Origin of the sequence: Agromyces binzhouensis, from assembly GCF_004135055.1 — a bacterium.
GTDB lineage: Bacteria > Actinomycetota > Actinomycetes > Actinomycetales > Microbacteriaceae > Agromyces > Agromyces binzhouensis.
Genome location: NZ_SDPL01000001.1, coordinates 42,373 through 62,307, shown reverse-complemented (window position 1 = coordinate 62,307; position 19,935 = coordinate 42,373). Strand labels below are relative to the sequence as shown.

At 66.2% G+C, this 19,935-nt stretch carries 20 protein-coding genes and 1 tRNA gene; 9 read left to right on the top strand and 12 right to left on the bottom strand.

Annotation, left to right across the window (positions count from 1 at the left end; translation table 11 throughout):
• Positions 1-306 precede the first annotated feature (306 nt).
• Positions 307-1,635, top strand: a complete 1,329-nt coding sequence (locus ESO86_RS00300) for a cation:proton antiporter (protein ID WP_129232904.1) — start codon at positions 307-309, stop codon at positions 1,633-1,635.
• Between the two features lie 219 nt (positions 1,636-1,854).
• Here the strand turns inward: ESO86_RS00300 and ESO86_RS00295 are convergent, their stop codons facing one another.
• The 6 genes from ESO86_RS00295 to ESO86_RS00270 form a co-directional block, all read right to left on the bottom strand.
• Complete coding sequence (locus ESO86_RS00295) at positions 1,855-2,550, bottom strand: ion transporter (RefSeq protein ID WP_129232903.1); 696 nt, start codon at positions 2,548-2,550, stop codon at positions 1,855-1,857.
• A 72-nt stretch (positions 2,551-2,622) separates the two neighbouring features.
• Entirely contained in the window at positions 2,623-3,309 is a 687-nt protein-coding gene (locus ESO86_RS00290) for a hypothetical protein (protein ID WP_129232902.1), read from the bottom strand.
• Between the two features lie 124 nt (positions 3,310-3,433).
• Positions 3,434-4,450, bottom strand: a complete 1,017-nt coding sequence (locus ESO86_RS00285) for a TerC/Alx family metal homeostasis membrane protein (RefSeq protein WP_129232901.1) — start codon at positions 4,448-4,450, stop codon at positions 3,434-3,436.
• Positions 4,451-4,696: 246 nt separating this feature from the next.
• Positions 4,697-5,224: a TetR/AcrR family transcriptional regulator gene (locus tag ESO86_RS00280; protein WP_129232900.1), complete on the bottom strand. Its 528-nt coding sequence runs from the start codon at positions 5,222-5,224 to the stop codon at positions 4,697-4,699.
• Positions 5,225-5,253: 29 nt separating this feature from the next.
• Positions 5,254-5,697 carry an SRPBCC domain-containing protein gene (locus tag ESO86_RS00275; RefSeq protein ID WP_129232899.1) on the bottom strand — a complete coding sequence of 148 codons (444 nt, stop codon included), beginning with the start codon at positions 5,695-5,697 and terminating at the stop codon, positions 5,254-5,256.
• Positions 5,698-5,823: 126 nt separating this feature from the next.
• Positions 5,824-6,426, bottom strand: a complete 603-nt coding sequence (locus tag ESO86_RS00270) for a helix-turn-helix domain-containing protein (RefSeq protein ID WP_129232898.1) — start codon at positions 6,424-6,426, stop codon at positions 5,824-5,826.
• A gap of 77 nt (positions 6,427-6,503) precedes the next feature.
• Between ESO86_RS00270 and ESO86_RS00265 the strand changes: the two genes are divergently transcribed.
• The 4 genes from ESO86_RS00265 (at position 6,504) to ESO86_RS20110 (ending at position 8,922) form a co-directional block, all read left to right on the top strand.
• Positions 6,504-7,418 carry an NAD(P)/FAD-dependent oxidoreductase gene (locus ESO86_RS00265; protein WP_129232897.1) on the top strand — a complete coding sequence of 305 codons (915 nt, stop codon included), beginning with the start codon at positions 6,504-6,506 and terminating at the stop codon, positions 7,416-7,418.
• 52 nt (positions 7,419-7,470) lie between these two features.
• Positions 7,471-7,752, top strand: a complete 282-nt coding sequence (locus ESO86_RS00260) for a putative antibiotic biosynthesis monooxygenase (RefSeq protein WP_129232896.1) — start codon at positions 7,471-7,473, stop codon at positions 7,750-7,752.
• Positions 7,753-8,069: 317 nt separating this feature from the next.
• The gene (locus ESO86_RS00255) at positions 8,070-8,537 is read left to right on the top strand and encodes a DUF1643 domain-containing protein (RefSeq protein WP_129232895.1); all 468 of its coding nucleotides are present in this window, start codon (positions 8,070-8,072) and stop codon (positions 8,535-8,537) included.
• A gap of 145 nt (positions 8,538-8,682) precedes the next feature.
• A complete protein-coding gene (locus ESO86_RS20110; RefSeq protein WP_165307150.1) occupies positions 8,683-8,922 on the top strand; it encodes a hypothetical protein in 240 nt (79 codons plus the stop codon).
• Between the two features lie 356 nt (positions 8,923-9,278).
• On the opposite strand, the gene ESO86_RS18475 is transcribed toward ESO86_RS20110, so the two are convergent.
• The 3 genes from ESO86_RS18475 to ESO86_RS00240 all read right to left on the bottom strand — a co-directional run bounded on the left by ESO86_RS18475 (position 9,279) and on the right by ESO86_RS00240 (position 12,257).
• Positions 9,279-9,369, bottom strand: a tRNA-Gly gene (locus tag ESO86_RS18475).
• Between the two features lie 660 nt (positions 9,370-10,029).
• Positions 10,030-10,830 carry an Abi family protein gene (locus ESO86_RS00245; RefSeq protein WP_207206959.1) on the bottom strand — a complete coding sequence of 267 codons (801 nt, stop codon included), beginning with the start codon at positions 10,828-10,830 and terminating at the stop codon, positions 10,030-10,032.
• A 221-nt stretch (positions 10,831-11,051) separates the two neighbouring features.
• Positions 11,052-12,257 carry a sigma-70 family RNA polymerase sigma factor gene (locus tag ESO86_RS00240; RefSeq protein ID WP_129232894.1) on the bottom strand — a complete coding sequence of 402 codons (1,206 nt, stop codon included), beginning with the start codon at positions 12,255-12,257 and terminating at the stop codon, positions 11,052-11,054.
• 147 nt (positions 12,258-12,404) lie between these two features.
• On the opposite strand from ESO86_RS00240, the gene ESO86_RS00235 reads away from it, so the two are divergent.
• A complete protein-coding gene (locus ESO86_RS00235) occupies positions 12,405-12,935 on the top strand; it encodes a helix-turn-helix domain-containing protein (RefSeq protein ID WP_129232893.1) in 531 nt (176 codons plus the stop codon).
• A 113-nt stretch (positions 12,936-13,048) separates the two neighbouring features.
• Here the strand turns inward: ESO86_RS00235 and ESO86_RS00230 are convergent, their stop codons facing one another.
• Positions 13,049-13,612: a hypothetical protein gene (locus ESO86_RS00230; RefSeq protein ID WP_129232892.1), complete on the bottom strand. Its 564-nt coding sequence runs from the start codon at positions 13,610-13,612 to the stop codon at positions 13,049-13,051.
• 239 nt (positions 13,613-13,851) lie between these two features.
• Between ESO86_RS00230 and ESO86_RS00225 the strand changes: the two genes are divergently transcribed.
• From ESO86_RS00225 to ESO86_RS00215, 3 genes are all read left to right on the top strand, one after another.
• The gene (locus ESO86_RS00225) at positions 13,852-14,286 is read left to right on the top strand and encodes a hypothetical protein (RefSeq protein WP_129232891.1); all 435 of its coding nucleotides are present in this window, start codon (positions 13,852-13,854) and stop codon (positions 14,284-14,286) included.
• A 163-nt stretch (positions 14,287-14,449) separates the two neighbouring features.
• Positions 14,450-15,130, top strand: a complete 681-nt coding sequence (locus ESO86_RS00220; RefSeq protein WP_129232890.1) for a hypothetical protein — start codon at positions 14,450-14,452, stop codon at positions 15,128-15,130.
• A 21-nt stretch (positions 15,131-15,151) separates the two neighbouring features.
• Positions 15,152-15,388, top strand: a complete 237-nt coding sequence (locus ESO86_RS00215) for a hypothetical protein (protein ID WP_129232889.1) — start codon at positions 15,152-15,154, stop codon at positions 15,386-15,388.
• Between the two features lie 420 nt (positions 15,389-15,808).
• Here ESO86_RS00215 and ESO86_RS00210 read toward each other — a convergent pair whose 3' ends face one another.
• A complete protein-coding gene (locus ESO86_RS00210; protein ID WP_129232888.1) occupies positions 15,809-17,251 on the bottom strand; it encodes a HEPN domain-containing protein in 1,443 nt (480 codons plus the stop codon).
• A 50-nt stretch (positions 17,252-17,301) separates the two neighbouring features.
• Positions 17,302-19,875 carry a DEAD/DEAH box helicase gene (locus tag ESO86_RS00205; RefSeq protein WP_129232887.1) on the bottom strand — a complete coding sequence of 858 codons (2,574 nt, stop codon included), beginning with the start codon at positions 19,873-19,875 and terminating at the stop codon, positions 17,302-17,304.
• Positions 19,876-19,935 lie beyond the last annotated feature (60 nt).

Genomic DNA, 19,935 nt, shown 5'->3' with positions numbered 1-19,935 from the left:
TGACTCGCCGCCCCGGACGTGCAGCCTCGCGCGAGGGCGGGCGGCTCCCGTCCGCACGTGCAGGGCGGGACCCGACCTCCCCGGCCGAACCCCGCCCGCGTCCGATGACCCGCGGCGCCCCGGAGGGGTGCGCCGCGAAGTGCCCCAACGGTAGTCAGCGGAGAACCCGCGCAGGAAGCCCCCCATGGGGTGGCACGCGAACGGGTGACGACGGGGCGCGGCGGCTGGTCGGCGCGTCCGGGGCATCCGTACGATGGCGGTGGGCCGCCTCGGGCGGCCGCGTGGACGATCGGGGACGGGGTCGGCATGCTGGCGGTGACGGTCACGGTGGTGATGGCGATCATCATCGTCTGGAGCGCCCTGTCGCGCCCGCTGGACCGCCGTGGCATCACCCCGGCGCTCTTCCTCATGGCCGTCGGCTTCGGGGTGAGCGCGGTCGCGCCGGACATCCTCGACGTCTCGCTCGAGACGGTGGTCGCCGAGCGCATCGCCGAGATCGCCCTCGTGCTCCTCCTGTTCAGCGACGCGACGCGCATCGACCTCCGCGTGCTGCGCAACCAGCTCGGGTGGCCGACCCGACTGCTGCTGATCGGCCTGCCGCTCAGCATCCTCGCCGGCACCGGGATCGCGGCGCTGGTGTTCCCGGGCATGGCGCTGGCGTCCGCATTCCTCCTCGCGATCATGCTCGCGCCGACCGACGCGGCGCTCGGCCAGAAGGTCGTCGCCGACAGCCGGGTCCCGTCACGCGTGCGGCAGGCGCTCGACGTGGAGAGCGGGCTCAACGACGGCCTCGCCGTGCCGCTCTTCCTCGTGGCCCTGTCGATCGCGAACGCCGAGTACGAGGCCGGGGTCACGGGCATGGTGGCCGGCAGCATGGCCGCGCAGATCGGCTGGGCGCTGACGGCCGGCCTGGTCGCCGCGATTCCCGGGGGCCTGCTCTTCCGGGCGGCCGACCGCCGCGGCTGGATCGCACGCGAGTGGCGGCAGATCCTGCCGCTCGCCGTCGCACTGCTCGCCTACGCGATCGCGCAGGACCTCGGCGGCAGCGGATTCATCGCGGCGTTCGTCGGCGGCATCGCCTTCGGCCGGCTCGCGGGGCCCAGCCGATCGAAGGTGACCGTGCTCTCGGAGGCCGCGGGCGACCTGCTCGCGGCCGTGACCTGGATCGCGTTCGGGGCGCTCGCGCTCACGCTCGCCCTGCCGTACGTGACCTGGCAGGTCTTCGTCTACGCGGTGCTCAGCCTCACCGTCGTGCGGATGCTCCCCGTCGCGATCGCCCTCGCGGGCAGCGGCGCGAGGCGCCCGACGGTGGCGTTCATCGGATGGTTCGGACCGCGCGGCCTCGCCTCGCTGGTGTTCGCCCTGCTCGCGGCCGAGAGCGGCGTGCCGGAGGGCGAGACCGTGCTGACCACCGTCGTCGTCACCGTCGCATTCAGCATCACGCTGCACGGCCTCACGTCGGCGCCGCTCGTCGAGGTCTACCACCGCTGGTACGACGCGCACACCGCGACGGGCTCGACCCCCGGCGAGTCCGTTCCGACGAGGCTGCCGCGGCATCGCCGGCAGTTCCCGGGCCTGAACGGCGCGGCCGAGAACGGGGATGGGGACGGGGCGCTGCCACCTTCTGCGTCCTGAGTCAAGCCTCGGCCGAGGATTCGTCGTCCTGCGACGTGTCGATCAGACTCGAAGCGGCGAGGCGGACGGTCTGGGGACGGATCCGCCGCCGCCATTCTCCGGTGGGTCGGGGGTGTCGAGAGTCCGGGGGGACTCGAGGACGCGCTCCCGGCTCTCCGTCCGGGGGCGCGGGTCCGCCGATCGGTGGCGGCGCCCCACCGCGATGCGGCGGTGATGCACTCAGGCCGCCGGCGGCTCCTCCGCGCCGGCTCCGTCGCGCTCGGCCCTCCGCGGCGCGAGGAACAGGTTCGCGAGGTAGCCGGTGAACGTGCCGAAGATGCCGACGCCGACGACGATCATGAGCGCGCCCGCGAACCGGCCCGCGTTCGTGACCGGGTACTCGTCGCCGTAGCCGACGGTCGAGATCGTGACGACCGTGTACCAGAGCGCGTCCGACGCCGTGGTGATGTTGGCGCCGGGCGCGTCCTGCTCCAGGTAGAGCATCGTGAGGCTCCCGAACTGCAGCACCAGCACGCCCATCAGCAGGAGCGCGTAGAGGGCGCTCCCGGCGCGGTCCCGCACGAGGGTCCGCCAGATCGTGCGCGCTCCGAGCTCCCGGAACAGGCGGATGACTCGGATGATCCGGAACAGCCGCAGGACCTTCAACTGCGCGAACGGCAGGCTCGCCAGGAGGTCCGCCCACCCGAAATGCCGGAAGAAGTACGCCCCGCGCTGGGGGGCGGTAGCCAGCCGATAGGCGAAGTCGACGAGGAACACGGCACTGAAGACCGCGTTCATGACGGCGAGCACGGTGTCGAGCGCCGCGTCGTCGACGAGCGCGTACATGAGGACGAGGTTGACGATCGAGAGGACCGACAGCGCACCGACGAAGATCTCGTACCCGGTGCTCTTCAGCTCGCTCCGCGGCTTCGCCATGCGTGGATCATGGCACGGGTGCACCGTGCGGAACGGGAGCCACGAGGGAGGGCGGCGAGGCTGCGGGGGCGACTACGTCGCGATGGGCGCTGCGGACCGCTGGCGGACGCCGTCCGTCGGTTCGGCCGACCTGCCGACGAACCGTTCTGTGTCCGATACCGCCGCGGCGAGCAGCGCGACGAGCCGATCGTCGCGATCTCCGACCGCGGCCGTCGCGATCCCGTCGACCGCCCCGGTGATGACGTGGCGGCACTGCTTCACCGACGTGCGCGGGCGGCCCCGACCGACCTCGTCGATGAACCGGACCGCCCAGGCGTCGGCTGCCGGGGCGGACCGCAGTGCCGACTCGGCGAGTTCGCGCGCCGCCGCGGAGACGTCGTCGTCGCGGCCGGCGAGCGCGACCATCGCCGAGCGGAGACCCACCGCCTGCGACCGCTGTCGTTCCTCGGCGGCGACCGGAAGCGCCGCATGCGCAGCCCGCACGGCGAGGACCACGTCGAGCAGCGGATCGTCGCTCGTCAGTCCGACGACCGACGGGATGAGCGCGGTGAGGCGTGCGCGTCCGGCGTCACTCGCCCGATCGTTGACCAACCGGGCGAGGTGCGCGAGGGTGCCGTGCGTGCACGCGGGATGGTCGCTCCAGGGTTCGCCGGCGAGGAACGACGCGAACTCCATGAAGCATGCGCCGCGACGCGGCGAGCGATGCCGACCCGGTGAGAGGATCGGCACGACATCGGGATGGAATTCTGCGCCTCGCATGGGAACCTCCCTCGCAGCTTCCACTGTGCGCCTGTCGCGGCGGCGAATCAAGGGGCGAGTGGAACCTCGGACGCGTGGATGAGGTCCGCGAGCTCCGCTGGGGCCGGCGACGCGTACGCGGTGCTCACCGGCGTCCGCCCGTGACATCCGTCGACTGCCGATCGTTCGTCGGGGTACGGCGGTCCCCGCGCGTCTTGACGAGGCTGGCGACGGTCGCCACCGCGATCGTCGCCGCGATGAACAGCAGCGACAGCCAGATCGGGATCTCGGGGATCACGGTGACCGGCTCGCCGCCGTTGACGAACGGCAGCTCGTTCTTGTGCAGGGCGTGGATGAGCAGCTTCACGCCGATGAAGGCCAGGATGACCGCGAGTCCCTGCGCGAGGTAGACCAGTCGCTCGAGCAGGCCGCCGATGAGGAAGAAGAGCTGCCGCAACCCCATCAGCGCGAACACGTTGGCGGTGAAGACGATGTAGGCCTCCTCGGTCAGCCCGTAGATCGCCGGGATCGAGTCCACGGCGAAGATGAGGTCGACGAAGCCGATGGCGATGATGGTCAGCAGCATCGGCGTCGCCCATCGCCGGCCGTCCCTCGACACCGTGAGCCGGTCCCCGTGGTACTCGTTCGTCACCCGAAGATGACGGCGGACGAAGCGCATGAACCTGCCGTCGGCGGGGTCCCCACCGCCGTGCGCGAACGCCTGCTGGTAGGCGAGGAGCAGCAGCAGCGCACCGAACAGGTAGAAGACGGACGTGAAGTTCTCGATCAGCGCGGCGCCGACGGCGATGAAGATGCCGCGCAGGATCAGTGCGATGACGATGCCGATCATCAGCACCTTTTGCTGATAGGCCTTCGGCACGGCGAAGCTCGTCATCACGATGAGGAAGACGAACAGGTTGTCGATCGACAGCGCCTTCTCGGTCAGGTATCCCGCGAAGTACTCACCCCCGTACGTCCAGCCGGAGACGACGCCGATGCCGACGCCGAACAGGAGCGCGAGGCCGATGTAGAACGCCGACCATCGAGCCGACTCCCCGATCGTCGGCTCGTGCGGCTTGCGCACGTGGGCGAAGAACTCGTAGATGAAGAAGGCGACCGTGACCGCGATCGTGATGACCCAGACGAGAGGGGTGACATTCAAGGGAAGCTCCAAACCTGGCGTGAACGGAATCGACGCCAAGGTCTTCTCCATCCCCTGATCGGGAACCGATGGCCCGGGATGCGACGTGCATCCGTAATGACGAGCGACCGTGCCGGAGTACTCCCCTTGGACTTCGAAGTCTAGAGGAGGATCGCTGTGTGTTGCCTCCCTGGATGGATTCGCGTCCGCGGATCTCGACGCGGGCAGGTGGAGGTCGTCGGGCTTCGGGTTGCCGCGGTCTCGGGGTCAGTCGGCCCGAGCTGTATCGAAGGCGCGGGCGGCGGCCGAGTACACCGCGTCGATGTCGGTGCCGGGCGGGAAGCGTCGGGCCAGTTCGAGGTCGACCAGTCCGTTGATCGTCGCCCACGCGGCGCGGGCGAGGTCGAGATCGCCGCCGGTGGCGAGGATGAGCGGCTCGGCGGCGCGGTCCTCCAGGTCCGGCGGCACGCGGCTGCGGTCCACGGGGTGCGTGTTCAGGAGGCGGTACAGGTGGGGGTGGGCCAGGGCCCACTCCCGGTAGGCGCGGGATACGTCGGTGAAGGTCGCGGGAACCCCTCGGACGGCCTCGGCCAGCTCGGTCAGCCCGTCGATGGCCACCGCGGCCTCGATGGCCGCCTTGTCGGGGACATGCTTGTAGAGGGACGGGCCACGGATCCCGAGGGCGGCTGCGAGCCGTCGGATGGTGACCGCTTCGATCCCCTCCGTCTCGAGGAGGTGCCGCGCAGCGGCGACGAGCTGGGCCTTGCGCGCGGAACCCCTCGCCGTCCCCGGCATCCCTGTCTCAGTCGCCTCGCTCGGCGAGGTCATCTCGCGACGACCTTCTCCGCCCGGTGCTTGAGGGCGCGATTGAACGCGTCGAAGCCATCGTCGGCGTCCTTCGTGGCACCTCGCATCAGGCTGACGAGGATGCCGCTGAACTTCTCGCCGTGCGTCATCCGCGTGCCGCCATCAGCACCGCGCTCCAGGACGAAGAAGTGCTCGCCGTCGAACAGGCCGCCCAAGCCGAGCTTGCCGAGCCAGCGCAACTCGCGTCCCGGGGTGGCGACGAGGACGGTCGGCTTGAACGTCATGCCGCGGCCGCCCGCGGGCGTGAGACGGACGACGAGCCTGCTGCCGACCTCGGGAGTGCCCTCCACGCGGCTCATGAACGGGTTCCACTCCGAGTAGGACGCGAAGTCGGTGAGGACGGTCCAGACGGTGTCCGGGTCGGCGGCGATGTCGATCGTGGTCGTGATGGTGGTGCTCATGGCGCGGTCTCCTGCGGTCGGCGTTGAGGCTATCAGTGTTAGCCACTGAAGCTAACGCTGATAGCCGTTGGGGCATTCCCGCCCACTGGTGGCGGCCCGCGGCCGCGATGGGAGCCTCGGCCCGATTCAGGTGCTGTCAGCAGCGCGGCGGGATGCGGACTTGGCGCGGACGTGCACGCGCTCGCCCTGCCTCCCGAAGAGGCTGAGCACTTCGGCCGGCTCGCCGTCGGCGCTCCCGAACCAATGCGGCAGCCGAGTATCGAACTCGGCCACTTCGCCCGCGGCCATCACCAGGTCGTGCTCGCCGAGGATGAGTCGCATCTTCCCGGAGAGGACGTAGATCCACTCGTACCCCTCATGGCTTTTCAGGTCGGGCTGGTTCTGGCTGGCGGGGATCAGGATCTTCCATGCCTGCACGCCGCCGGGGTTCGGAGTCAGGGGGATGACCGTGCGACCGTGCACACGCCGAGGCTTCAGTCGCACCCGCGGGTCGGCGACGTCCGGGGCGCCGACCAATTCGTCCAGCGGGACGCGATACGCCTGGGCGAGGGGGAGCAGCAGTTCCAGGCTCGGCTTGCGCTGGCCGGTCTCGAGTCGAGACAGCGTGCTCTTCGAGACGCCGGTCCGTTCCGACAGCTCGCTGAGCGTGACGCCGAGCTTGGAGCGCAGGCGCTTGAGTCTCGGACCGACAGCGTCGAGGGCCGCGTCGATGAGCGTCGTGTCATCCATGCCCTCATCTCACTGCATCCATCCCAGTTTCAGCAACAAACGTTGCTGTACGGGAGCTTCAACCTCACGGTTGGACCATGAACGAGTTCGATGTCGTGATCATCGGCGGCGGCGCCGCGGGCCTGACCGCCGCGGTCGTCCTCCTCCGCGCCCGCAGAACCGTCGCCGTAGTAGACGGGGGCGCACCCCGCAACGCGCCGGCGACGGCGATGCACGGGTTCCTCTCGCGCGACGGAATGGCCCCGCGCGAACTGATCGCCGTGGGCCGCGGCGAGGTCGAGCAGTACGGGGGAGTGCTGATCGACGACACGGTGACGAACGCCGCGCCGGGCTTCCACGTGCACCTCGCCGGCGGCCGGGAACTCGGTGCGCGGAAGCTCCTGGTCGCGACCGGACTCACCGACGATGTGCCCGACATCCCCGGGATCCACGAGCGGTGGGGACGCGACGTGCTCCACTGCCCGTACTGCCACGGCCACGAAGTCCGCGGCGAGCCCCTCGGCGTGCTCGGCGGGAACGCCGAAGCCGTCCAGCATGCACTGCTGATCAGGCAGTGGTCGGACGATGTCACGCTCTTCACGCACACCGACGACCCGAGTGACGCGCACCGGACCCTCCTCGCCGCCCGCGGCATCCGTCTCATCGAGGGCGTCGTCGCCCGGATCGTCGTCCGCGACGATCGCGTGCGCGGCATCGAGCTCGCCGACGGCCGCATCGTCACCCGAGCCGCCGTATTCGTGCGACCTCGATTCGTGCCGAACAGCGATCTGCTCTTCCAGCTCGGCTGCCGTGTCGACGGGAACGGGTGGGTCGAACACGACGCCCTCGGCCGCACCTCGGTGCCCGGTGTGCGCGTTGCCGGCAATGCCGCCGACCCCAGGGCCCAAGTGATCACCGCAGCGGGTCAAGGCTCCGCCGCGGCGATCGCCATCAACGCCGAACTCATCGAGGACGACCTCGAACACGCCCTCTCACCCCGCTTCGACGGCTGACCTCACGCCGTCCCACCCCGTCTGCAGCACCGAACGACCAAGGAGAACCACCATGTCCGCAACCGAATCCGCCGCCACGATCGCCCCCCAGCTGCCGCCGCCGAGCACGCACCAACTGGCGCTCATGATCTGGGTCGCCGTCTTCCCGACCCTCACTGCACTGAACCTGCTCCTCGGACCTGTGCTCGACGGCATGCCGAGCGTCGTCCGCACCCTGATCCTCGCCACCATCGCGGTGCCGATCGTGATCTACGGCATCATGCCGTGGCTCCACCGTGGCCGACGCGCGATCATCGCGCGGATCGCCCGACGCAGCGGCCTCCGAACGCAGTGATGACCGCGTCACGAGTGGCCCTCTCGCCGGGTAAGCTCGCTCGCGCGAGCATCCCTACGGGCTCTTCGCTCGCACTGGGGATCCCCCGTTGGCCGCCGATATCGCTATCGCCACCGACCTACGTCGGCCGATAGTCGCACCCCTTCGCTGATCATGGCCGCATCGCAGCCCAGCACGAAGACCTCGAAGCCATCCACCGCGGGGGTCTCGATCTCATGCTCAACCGCCTCGCGAACCACCGGGTGCCGTGCGGATCAGCCCTGACCCGATGTCGCCGCAGCGCAATATGATCTGGCCCGAGGAAAGCAGCGAGTTCGATGAATGACTTCGTTTCGGCCACCGCGGACATCCGTGGCGATTACCGCTACACACTGACCCGCGTCTGGGACGCAGCGCTGCCAACGATCACGTTCGTGCTGCTGAACCCGAGCACCGCCGACGCGGAGCAACTCGATCCCACGCTACGGCGGTGCGTCGGTTTCGCGAAGCGCGAGGGGTACGGCGGCATGGTGATCGCCAACCTGTACGCGTTCCGTACCAAGTCCCCGAGAGTGATGATGGCCGCGGCTGATCCCGTGGGGCCTGAGAACGATCGCGTGCTCGGCAAAGTGACTGGCACCGTCGTAGCGGGGTGGGGCACGAACGCCGACCCGGCCCGAGTCGCTCAGGCGGTCGCGCTGTTGCCTTCGCTCAACGCATTGGGCGTCACGAAGGATGGGCACCCGAAGCATCCGCTCTACGTGCATCGTGACGCGCCGCTCATCGACTGGCCGCCCACCTCGTGAAGCAGGGATCTCGACGGAGCGGTTAGTTGGCTGCCGCGATGCGGGCGTTGCGCTTCTCGATGAGACGTCGCAGGTAGGGCCGATCAGCAGTTCTGCCATCGTGCCGAGCGGTCCGAGTGGCGCGTCGAACTTCACGCGATCGATCATGAGCGCGCCGGACCCGTCCTGTCGGAACTCGTGCTCGTGCCGGAACGAGCGAAACGGCCCGCGCACCTGCTCGTCGACGAAGTACTCCGGTTCCGTCATCGCGGTGATGCGGCTGATCATTCGGATCGGCACCCCGAAGTGCCATGCCCGCCAGGTGACCTCTTCGCCTTCGCTGATCAGACCGGTCGTGACGCCGGCGATCGCGCGCTCGCGCGAAGCGGACATGGACGCCATGTGAAGGTCGATGCTCCGAGAGCGGTCAAATGCCTCCTGCACGCCGACGGGCACGTGCGTCCGGCACTCGAACTCGACGGTCACAGGGATCAGTGTCCCACCGCGGGCGAGTCGATGAGTCGAGGCGCATGACCGTCGGCCACGGTCGCTGAGGCGGAGGGCCGCTCGAATTTGTGACGATTAGGTGACTACGAGAGCGATTTCGCAATCGAGAGTCGCGGCTCCGTCGTAGTCGAAATCCCTGATCAGCCCCGTGAACCTATCGAAGTGCATCCGCGTGGACTGTTTCCGTGCGCTACGTGGGATCGCACGCGTGATGCGGGAGCATCGAAAGTGCGTCTGATCAGGGAATTGCCGAAGAGCCGATGACGGGAATCGAACCCGCGCTGTCTGCTTGGGAAGCAGAAGTTATCCAGTAGTGATTCACTCGACTTCACTCTGGCTCATCAGCCCCGGAATCACGGGGAAGTGTGAACTCCAGTGAACCAACGTGATCTCGATTTTGTGACTATTAAGTGACTACGAGCTCCTCCTGCGTGCTTGGGATGCGCGCGAACCAAGTTCCTTCCGGCGGTCGACCGTGGGGTCTCTCATCGCACGCTTCACCCTAATGGCGCGCCGATAGGTGCACCATTCGCGTATATCGGCGAGCCGACATGCATGCCGAGGACATTCCCTTCCGACCGCGCGCGATCTCGATGAGGGACCGGAAGTGCGCAGCTGACGAACGCCGCTACGCTCGCCGGGTCAACCACCCCCCACCGACGGGAGTCTGGCCGCGATAGCGTACCTGCGCGCGCTGGTCATGCCACATGCCGAGCTGCCTCGGAAAGGCCTCATCGGCGCGTAGACACTGTTGACGGTTGCAGCGCGCCTGAGACGCTGCATTAGGGCCTTCCTGCGGGACAATCACTCAAAGCGGTCGCTGTGCGCGTCAATACTTTGACGCTCACCGCGACGGGCCGCTTCTCCAACTCTTCGACGGCCTCGCCGAACGACTCGAGGTCGTCGAAGCGGTGTACCAGCTCAACCTCTGACGTTACCGGCCTGCCCCGGCTGGGCTTCTTCTCGCCGGGCAGGGACGCCGCTTCCGACTGCGCTGTGAGCGCCGTCAGGGCTGCGGGCGGGTAGCGAGCAATGTCGGCGTTTGCGAAGAGCGGTCCAGCCAGGTTGCGAGGTCGCGGTCGATCATTCGCGCCAACTTCCGGCACGCCTCGTGTCCGTCGATGGCGCTGAGCCGCTGGGCTTGCCCTGGAAGCGGAAAGCCATTGATCAAAGGCTCATGGTGCGCTACGCGGTTTCGGAGCATGTTCACGGTGCGCAGTGCTTCATGCGCCCACGGCCGGGTATACCTGGCTCCCTCTGCGCGAGCTTCGACCGGGCCACCCTTGAACGCGCTATGCAGTGCACTGCGCCACATAACCTCGTAGTCGACCTTGGTCCGTCGCGGTTCGAGACCAACCTGTCCGCCGGCATCGAGCAGGTTCGCCCAAAAACCGAACATGCAGCGTGCCACCAGCCGCCCGGGAAGCCGCGAGTCGGAACGGTTCTTGCGGACCGGTGCCGGGAGTTCCTCCCAAGCGCGACGCAGCTGCCCGAGCGTGCGCTCATCGAACATAAGATCGGGGTTCTCGTACCACCGGACACCCCACACCGCGCTCAACGCGCCATGCATCGCGTTGCGGAGCGCAACCTCGAGGATCGCGATATCGGCAAGGATTGAGATCGATACATCCCGATCCCAGATATACAGCGCGCGGGCCAGCGCATGATCGCCGGCGCCCGCACCGAGGTACGTGGCAAACCTGTCCGCCGAGATGGCCTGGTCCAGAGCCGACTCCTCGCGGGCAAGCTGCGCCGCGGCCATCGCCGCAGCGGCCACCGGATCGGCACCACCGGGCTGGTCAATCAAGGCTGGACTCCTTCCGCCGATGCCAATAAACTAGAACCAGAAGTCCCCGGGTTTCGCCTCTCTGGCCTTGAGCCATGATGCGACCGGGGTTTTTCTCTACCCGCTGGGTCTGACCGTTCCCGTCGAAGTCACCCGCGGCGGGCCTGCTCACCAACTGTCGACCACTGACCCATGTGTCCCGCTAGGCACGCGGGCGCTTTCGGTGCGGCGCTCGTTGGTCATCAGTCTTCACCGAAGAAGTCGTTCGCCGTCTTGCGAATCTGAGCCAGCCGCTTCGAGACCGGCGAATGGTTGGCGAAGCCGAGGATCTCCGCGATCTCGGTCTTCGTTGTGTAGCCGCTGTTGAGGAGGACGACGATCTGCCGGTTGCGCTGGTCAAGGACCGCGAGGAAGTCGTTGGTGACAAGAGAGCCGAGAATATCGCTCTCCGGTGCTTGCACCGGGATCGTGTCTGTGAGCTCAACGAAACGAACCCGAGTCTTCGATCGCTTCCGGTAGAGCTTGCGCTCGAAATCCTCCCGCGCGAAGGACCACGTGCTCGAGAAGTCGTCCTCGACGCGATTCGATCGAACAGCGTCTAGGATTCCCCGCAGCCGACCCGTCCCATCGGCCGCCTCAACCGTGCGTTCCACGATCTCAGCGGCTTCCTGTTCGCCTTCCCAGATGTCCCCTCCCTTCCTCGGGTTGGCCGCGATGGCACCTTCAAGGGTGCTGCCGTCGACAAGGGTGACCGGGCCTGGTTCGATGCCGTTGGCGATCTCGGGCAACTGTCGGAGAGTGTCCTGGATCACTGCGGTGACCGGCGGCAGCCAGTAATCAAGGTTGTGGGAGAGCAGCCGAATCGGGTCATCCTTCGAGAACCCCCTCATCGGCGACCCGGACACCAGATGCGGCCACACGACCGACGCCCAAGCCCGGGACAGCCTCTGCTCGAAGTCCTCGGGAAGGTAACGATCGATACCCCCGGAATCAGCCAGAAATGGCCACTGGCCGGCGCGGAGCAGCGGCAGACCGAACCGTTCAAGCGTGGCACGGGGGAGGAGGTGCACGAGCGGGGCGTACTCCCAGTACCGTGACCGGGTCCGCGGCACCAGCGTGACGTTGACGTCGCCGAGGCTGGCGATGCGTCGCAGCTGGGGGGTGAAGTCATCCTCATCGAAGTAGCGCCGCCGGAATTGCCCTGCCTCCCAGGGAAGGTTCCACTGCGCGATCATCCCCACGGTCTCCAACGAACCGTCCGAACGGATGGTCACGTACTCCGGGCGCTCAGGCTGCAGCGGCTTGGCGATCGCCCGAAACATGAACCCCGCGCTCAAGTTCGTCATACGGGGGTAGGTCACGTCCGTGATCTCGTCCGACGAGGCAATTGTGTGCTCCCGCTGCCACTCTTCCATCTCCGCCGCCGTGGGCTCACGCTCGACCGTCATCTGGTCCCCGCTCAGGTCGCTGGTTCGTTTCATACCTATCTCACGACGGAACGGGTCCGATTCGTTCCAACCGGACCCAAGATTCCTTGGGGAATGGCAGCGGCGACACCCTTGCATAAGGTTAGTCATATGACTAGCATTGTGCGCATGCTGCCTGAAATCTCCGATCCCAATCGAGACAAGCACCCCGCGTGGTCGCTCGCGGACCGCCTCAGAAAGGCGCGTGAGGAAGCGGGACTCGAGCAGGCAGAACTGGCAGAGATAGCCGGCCTCTCGCGAGCCACGATCTCGGCGGCCGAGAACGGGCACCGCCGCCCTGCGAAGGCGACCATCGCCATGTGGGCCCTGGCCACCGGAGTGAGTCGAGACTGGCTCGCTGGAGAGACAGACTCCAGCCTCGACCCCGGAACGACACTCGACTGGATGCGCCTCACAGCTCTCACGGCGGTGATCACGGCAGCCCGAAGCCCCGAGGCGGCTGGATCCGAGGAGGCAGCAGCAGTCCTTGCGGTAGTTGCTGAGCGCGAAGAGGCGCTACAACGCAGTGGAGAATGGGAAGCCTCCAGCAAGATCGACCATCCCGAGGTCGAAGCCTGGTGCAGGAAGTATCGACCGTCGACTGCTGGCGCTCTGTCTGCCGCACGCATGGAATTTTCTCCAGAAGCCAACGGGGGCTGAACTCCTGTCAACCACCCCTGCGCTGTGAGGAACTGGCTGTCACAGTAAGCCGACAATCTCCTTGTGTCGAGAGCTCCGACACGATCGCGAGACCGATTCGCGGTGATGCATACCTAGACGACTTCCACGTACGAAGGAATCATGGGCTGGCCACCCACTGCGTGAGAGCCCCCGCTGGCTTCGAACGTAAGGCCAGCAAATGTGATCCGCGGAGGCACAGGTCCGCGGCCCTTCACCACACGCCAGCCGTTTCCGAAATGGAGCCGGGCGAAGGTCACCTCTCCGGTGGTATCGCCTTCCCCCCAGAGCCAGTCGGCGCGATCCTGGACGATCTGAGACACACGAGCCGGAGTGAGGCCCAGAACGGTGGCGATATCGCCATTCGAGAGCCCTTGCTGGGCGAGGTTCACGATGGTTTCGTTCGTGAGCTTTGCGATCCGGGCCTCGTCCTCCGCGAGCTGACGACGCTCCTTGGCAATAGCGACGGCCTCGTTCACGAAGTCGTCGGCGAAGGTCCATCTCACCGAGGTGGACTGGCCAGGACCTGCCTCGTCACCGAGCCGGCGACCCGTGCGACGGATCGCGTCGGTGAGCCGCTGGTAGGCGTACTGTTCGCGGCCGTCGACCACGACGAGCCAACTTCCGTCGGCCTCCTGCGACACGTTCACTTCGATCATGCATTAATCGTAGCACTATCGTAAGTCGCTTTACATAGTGACTGGCCGATAATCCGAATTTTGTCCGGCTGCCCTTACTGGGGTGATTGGCTTCGCCTCGACCTGGGTAGACTTCGCCGCCATGATTAGCGCGCACACGGACGGCCGACCACAACCGGGTGCCCTCCGGAACAGGGTGAGGGGTGAGGGATGCTCGGATAAAGCCGGATAAAGAAAAGTCGACGTGTACGGTCGACGCCATGACCGAAGAACCGCTCAACTTACTCCTCGCCACCTACGACCTTGACGCCCAGGGCCACGGCCGATTCAAGCGACTGCTCCGCGACGAATTCGGCGAAAGCGGGGGTCGCTGGATACGCGTTCAGAGTTCAGTAATACTCGTCGAAACCGCGCACACGCCGGAAGCCTTCAAGGACCTGTTCGACATCTACGTCGGCGTCGGCAACGGCAGCCTATTCGTGGCGGATCTGTCCTTCTCGGGATACAGCGGCTACGGGGGCAAAGACGGGTGGGCGTGGCTCGACGAAGTTCGAGCCCGGCGCGCCGCGACCCGCGCCGCGCAAGACGCCGAGTTCCTCGAGCGCGAGGCCCAAGAGTACGACGAGCTATACGGCGATGCTGAGCTCGAAGTGTGGATTGACCCGCACGGCGAGAACGCCCGCCGCATCGCATAGGCCTCATGCGAACGCTCAGTCCGGCATCCGTGGGAATGCGTGCGCGGCACACTCCAATGGAGCTGATGTGTCACCAGAAAGGGGGTACGTCGCGGCCGCGCCAGACCCGTCCTAGGTCCTAGTGTCCTCATGGAGCACTTCCGAGGCCGACCAAAGGAGAGCCGTGGCCAACACGATGCACACTGGGCGTTGCGTTTCTGGCGCCGTGCTCGCATTCGTGCTCCTACTGACGGGCTGCAGCTACGGAATCGGCAGCAGCAACTCCTACCAAGAGCCCGACTGCGACGGGGTACTCGCGAATGCCATCCAGGGCGTGCGTGCAGACGACAGCTCAGGCACGACTGACTCGTATTTCCAATGGCTCACCGAGAACTGCTCGTACGAATACGACATCCTGGTCGACTACACGTCGACGAGAGGAGCAGCATCGGGAGCGCTCGGCCCCGAGCCCTGCAGTGACCTCGCCCAGTACCTCGTTCCCGAAGCCATCGAACTTCTCCTCGCCGATGGGCTCTGCACCAGCGGAAGCGCGCTAGCCGCGCCCGAACCGGTTGAACAGCCCGGCGATGGGATCGCGTGGGACGCGGCCGTCAGCTACGCGGGAACGGAGCAGCGCGTCTGTGGGCCGCTCGTCGGTGATGGTTACTCCGAAGACGATGTCTTCCTCAACCTCGGTCTCGACTACCCGGATCCGGGCCGCTTCCAGATCATCGTCTGGGACGTCGGCGGTCTCGAGCCAATCGCCTACGGCTCAACGCTCTGCACGTCGGGCGTCATCACGCTATACAACGGGGTCGCCCAGATCGAGCTCTACGATCCAAGTCGAATCTCGATCTATGAATGAAGGCCCGAGGATCCGGGAGCAATGAGGGAAACCATCGCGACGTTGGCGTGTATCACAATGGTGCTGTTGGGCTCGAGCGTGGTGTGGGGACTACTGCACGGTGACACGTTCGAAGAGGTCGCAGGCCTGATCGGCGTGACGGCGATCTCAGTCTTCGTATACTTGCTGGCCGCAGGGGGACGGAGGCTTCTCAACGGGAAGCTGGTGCCGAAGGCGGAGTTCGACGAACACGTTCGCCGCCACCGCCGCGCTTCCTAGGCGTGAACGAACACTCGTGGGCGGCTGGGTTCGCGGTGCTGACACGGCCAGACTCGCCCTCACACATGAGAGTGAGCATCATGCGTCTGCACCGGAGGGCCCGGACCCTTCCGGCGCCTCCCGAGCGTTACGTAGCCCTTCGCATCTTCGACGCCGAGGATGTACCAGACGAAATCCGGATCTCTCTTCGCTCTGGGTCAGCCATAACTCGAGCCGTGGCCATTCGGCCCCCATCACAGCCTGGGCCCGTGGGAGGGAAGCGAACTCTCGGTGAGGAATCGTCCGTGCTTCGCCGGCGCGACCCTCAGTTCAGAACCGAGTCGGTTGATCTCGATACTCGTAAAGCGTTCGTCTCAACGTAGTCGTGCGGCGCGGCCCTTTCAGGGCGCGACATTCCTGAGCGGCCCGCCTGCAGGGGCACTACTGCTGGGCCGCTCGTTGGCTCGCTTCGTCGCAACCAAGGACGCGCAGCAGGTTGGCTCGGACAACGCCATCAAGGGCGCGAACAATCTCGTGGAGGTCTTCGGGTGGGTAGCCGCGGTTACCGTGAGCGAGATCGTTGCGGATGATGCGCAGACCAGACGGAACCGATTCGTGCTCGGATAGCAGGGCCGTCCTTTTCAGCTCCGGGACGACGTCGACCGGCGCGGCCTTTAGCGTCTTCCCGAGGGCCTCCTCCAGACTGGCCGGAGGCGATTTCATGAGGTGCTTCTTCAGGAAGCTCATTACGTCCTCATTTTGCGTCTTCGCGAGGAGGGCGAGGATCTCTTCCCTGCGGGTCTTGTGTGTTGCTAGCCGGACCTCGTAGGCGGCGTGGGTCTCATGACCGTAGAAGCCTTCGATGGCTTGGATGAGCAGCAGCAACCGGGAGCGAGGGTGCTGGTCTCGGGCGTAAATGAGGGACGCGTAGGACTCGAGAAGCGGGTGGTGATCTGCCGCGAGTTCTTGCCAGCGGCGGAGCATCGCCAGGAGTGACATCTCCTGTGGCGAGAAGTGGAACGCTGGCGAGAGTTTGCCAACGTCCGCTCCACGTGATGCGTATGGCTCTTGGTGGATCGCGCTCCCGTATATCTGAAACTCGTTGACCTCGTCTCCATCCGGCGCGATGTCAGGCTTGCCTGCGAGCGTCACGGAGACGAAAGTAAGGCGTTCGCGCCGTCCGGTTGAGAGCGAGATGAGGCGCCGCACCGGTTCGATCCAATCGTCGAACACCGCCTCAATACCCAGAGGAGCGGTCGGTTTGACGAGCACGACCGGGCTGAAGCTCACGCGAAAGGCGTACCAGTCCGTCGCCGAGTAACTGTTCAGGTATCGGATCTGTACCTCGGCCTCCGTATCCGCCCAGATTTGCGTGCTCTCCGGCTGCCCATAGGCCTTCCAGCTCCAGTCGAGATGCTTCGTTCCTGGTGGCGCCTGCATTGGCACCTCGGTCTGGTGAATCGGCGGAATCCCCGCTACCGCGTCGAGTCCTTCTACTTGGGCCTTCATCTGCGTGACGGACAGTTCGCCATCGGGGGCAGGGTTGCGGCCGACGAGCGCAGCCCGTGCGTGTAGTGCCGCCCGGTCGGGGAAGATGACGTCGATGGTGGTGTCCACGAGCAGGACGTGCTGCCCGTTCAGCAGGCGTCCCCGCACCAAACCCCCGTAGTAGCTTTGCGGAAAACTCGCGATTCGTGTTCCGGATTCGCCCGGCGAGTAGGTCCCGGGGATCTCGCCATAGACATGCGCGCGCGGCGGGCGGTCAGCGACCAGATCCAGGTCGCCTTCGAGCGTGATCTCCCCGGTTTCTCGTGACGGAATCGTCCACTGCACCCGGTACTCGCCGGGCTCGAGAAGATGACGAAGGGGCACTGTTTCGCTCACGAGTCGACCTTCCCACACCACGTCACTGTCGCCGCGACCTGGCTCGCCCGTTAGTCGCCAGGCCGAATCCGGGTCTGCGTGAGGCGGTCAAGGATCTGGCTTGGCAGGCATCCGTTCTCAGTGAGGACGGCGCGGACGTGCTTCTTTTGTTCAGCCTCCGACATCTGGCCGGTGGCGGTCGAGAGCAGATCCGACCAGACCGTCACCACATCGCCCACGATTCCTTCCACCGTCTCCGGCGAGCTCAGGTAGACATTGGGGTTCGCCACGGGGGCATGCTGCGGGTCCACGGCCAGCCGGTCGGATAGCAGCACGCTCACGCTTCCCGCCGGCGCATTGTCTGCGCCCCGGTCGTGCGCCAGCTGGTCGAGCTGGGTGTTCGCCTGTCGAATGTCCTTCACGGGCAGTAGCCCGTCAGAGTGCTCCTCCGACTTCGCTTCGACCGTCATCCACATCGCATTGCCCCATTCCCATGCGGAATCGCAACGGGCGCGACCCTTCGGCTTCGATGCCGCAGCGCCAAGGTACTTGCCCAGGATTGTCAGACCCCGCTCGTAGCGCTCGGCGTCCGCCTGCGACAGCGCAGCCCCCATCTCGCCCAGTTCGGCCTTGATAACGCTGGGACGAATGCGACCGCGGAGGCGTGCAACGATCTCGTTGACAGCCACTACATCCATGGGGGCCAGCTCCACCTCATCCGCAGCGGGGAGCGGCACCATCTCCCTGAGCCAAGTTCCCCGGTTCGCCGCCAACCCCGCCTCTCGGACCAACTCTCGTGCGCGACCGCGCTCCGTCTCGTCGGCCGCACCGAGATGCAGCCAGACGCCCGCGATGTATAGCAGCAGGCCGCGGTACCCGCGCGTTGCTTCCGGGCCGACGTGAACCACCGCTTCTCGGAGCTTCTCACTGGCTGCAATCCATTCCCCGCTGTACGCCAGCTGCCACGCCTCGACCTCGAGCGGTGCCGCTTTCCCGAGAGGCTCCGCGGCGAGAGGCTCGACCTTGACGGCGTCTCCCCGGAACTCCGCCACCATTTCCTCGCCAGTCTCCCGCCAGGCCGAGTCATGAGCGAGGAACGTCGTGACGTTCTCGATGACGTCATCCGGATCTGCACCTCGACTGTTCGCCCAGCCGAACTGCACCTCTGCCTGGATCTCTGGCTCGAGGGCAGCGATGTTCTCCGGGCGGCTGAAGTACTTGGTGATATCAGTACCTCGGACAACCACCACCGCGTAGTCATTCGGACCGCGTGTGCTCCGCCCTGCCCCCTGCACGATCCGTGTTCGGATCCGCTCGGAGAGCGCGGCGTTCGCCTCAGCGCGTTCGCTGAGGAACTTCTCCTGTAGGCCGACAGCATCCGGCTTGCCGTCCAGCACCACGATTCGACACGCGTGGTCTGGAAGATCCATTCCGTCATACCGATTAGCCAGGCCGAGCACGCCTGTCCTGGCGATCGCGAACGACTCCAGGCCTTCGGACTCCAACTCGTCTTTACCGAGAACGGGAACTCCTGGGCCAGCCAGAGCAGCTGCCGCCTCGCGAGCCCGCTCAACCGTGTCCTGACTCAGGACAAGTGCCTTGTTCGTGAGGGCCACGATGCGCTTCGTGAGCGCGGCACTATCACCACCCGCAACGAGGTCGGGGAACACAAAGAGTCGGCGTCCCGAACGCGGCGGAGTCTTGGTGGGCAGCGGCATGCGGACGATTTCGCGCCGCCCGAACGCTCGCTCCAACTCGCCTCCGGAGCCGAGCGTTGCCGAGAGGTAGATCCGTTGTCCGGCCTGCGCGAAGACCTTATTCTCGAACGTCGGCGGCACCATGGGCCGTAGTTGGACTCCGCTGTACGAGAGATACAGGAGGCACGAGGCAAGCCCGGAGCGCACCATCGCGTGCTCGAACTTGTACGGCCTTGGCAGCCTCGCGAGCGCGGCGTCCAAGGCCCCCAGCGCAGTCTGATCTACGGCGGGGACGATGAGCCTTACCTGATTGTGCGCCCCCGGATCTGGCGCGCCCTCGAGTCGTTGAATCAGCAGTCCGGACAGGAAAGGCTTCAGAGTCGCGAGCACGGCAAAGTAAGCCTCCTCGCTCTCTGATCGACGTATGTCCACGCCGTACTCGTGCCCGACGAACTGCTCACCGGCGTGCGCGTCGTCGAAGACGATCAGGCGCGGTGTGGGCACATGCGGGTTGCTGTTGAAGATCGCGCTGTACGTGGTGACCCCGATGGCTTCGCCTGCCTCCACAGCGGTCTCATCATTGACGTCCCACTTCCGGTGCCCGTCGAGGAGCAGTGCGACGGGAATGCCTTCACGCTTCGCGGCACCGGCGACCTGCCTGGCGAGCTGTTTCGTCGGCGTCGCGTAGAGAACCGGCCCCTCGCCCTTGCGCCTTACCCATTCGCCGATAAGCAGACCAGGAAGCGTCTTTCCTGTGCCGGTCGGGAGTTCCAAGGCGAGATCGGGCGTCTTCTGATGCTTTTCTGCATACGAACGAATAACGTCGCCTTGGTGTAGCCAGAGCGACGGCACCGCCTCACCCGTACGAGGGAGTGCACCCCTCAGATACAGCTCCTCGGGGGTATCGAACTGTTGGATAACCTTCCTGGTCTTGCCAACGAATGCCATCAAGGCTCCCTTTCGCGTTCTCCTTCTGCAACCGTTTGATCTCCGCCGCGTCCGTCGTCA

Excerpts from the sequence above, each read along its gene's own strand:
- ESO86_RS00300 (WP_129232904.1), top strand. The coding sequence starts at position 307 with ATGCTGGCGGTGACGGTCACGGTGGTGATGGCGATCATCATCGTCTGG.
- ESO86_RS00295 (WP_129232903.1), bottom strand. The coding sequence starts at position 2,550 with ATGGCGAAGCCGCGGAGCGAGCTGAAGAGCACCGGGTACGAGATCTTC.
- ESO86_RS00290 (WP_129232902.1), bottom strand. The coding sequence starts at position 3,309 with ATGCGAGGCGCAGAATTCCATCCCGATGTCGTGCCGATCCTCTCACCG.
- ESO86_RS00280 (WP_129232900.1), bottom strand. The coding sequence starts at position 5,224 with ATGCCGGGGACGGCGAGGGGTTCCGCGCGCAAGGCCCAGCTCGTCGCC.
- ESO86_RS00275 (WP_129232899.1), bottom strand. The coding sequence starts at position 5,697 with ATGAGCACCACCATCACGACCACGATCGACATCGCCGCCGACCCGGAC.
- ESO86_RS00270 (WP_129232898.1), bottom strand. The coding sequence starts at position 6,426 with ATGGATGACACGACGCTCATCGACGCGGCCCTCGACGCTGTCGGTCCG.
- ESO86_RS00265 (WP_129232897.1), top strand. The coding sequence starts at position 6,504 with ATGAACGAGTTCGATGTCGTGATCATCGGCGGCGGCGCCGCGGGCCTG.
- ESO86_RS00260 (WP_129232896.1), top strand. The coding sequence starts at position 7,471 with ATGTCCGCAACCGAATCCGCCGCCACGATCGCCCCCCAGCTGCCGCCG.
- ESO86_RS00255 (WP_129232895.1), top strand. The coding sequence starts at position 8,070 with ATGAATGACTTCGTTTCGGCCACCGCGGACATCCGTGGCGATTACCGC.
- ESO86_RS20110 (WP_165307150.1), top strand. The coding sequence starts at position 8,683 with ATGAGCGCGCCGGACCCGTCCTGTCGGAACTCGTGCTCGTGCCGGAAC.
- ESO86_RS00240 (WP_129232894.1), bottom strand. The coding sequence starts at position 12,257 with ATGACGGTCGAGCGTGAGCCCACGGCGGCGGAGATGGAAGAGTGGCAG.
- ESO86_RS00235 (WP_129232893.1), top strand. The coding sequence starts at position 12,405 with ATGCTGCCTGAAATCTCCGATCCCAATCGAGACAAGCACCCCGCGTGG.
- ESO86_RS00230 (WP_129232892.1), bottom strand. The coding sequence starts at position 13,612 with ATGATCGAAGTGAACGTGTCGCAGGAGGCCGACGGAAGTTGGCTCGTC.
- ESO86_RS00225 (WP_129232891.1), top strand. The coding sequence starts at position 13,852 with ATGACCGAAGAACCGCTCAACTTACTCCTCGCCACCTACGACCTTGAC.
- ESO86_RS00215 (WP_129232889.1), top strand. The coding sequence starts at position 15,152 with ATGAGGGAAACCATCGCGACGTTGGCGTGTATCACAATGGTGCTGTTG.
- ESO86_RS00205 (WP_129232887.1), bottom strand. The coding sequence starts at position 19,875 with ATGGCATTCGTTGGCAAGACCAGGAAGGTTATCCAACAGTTCGATACC.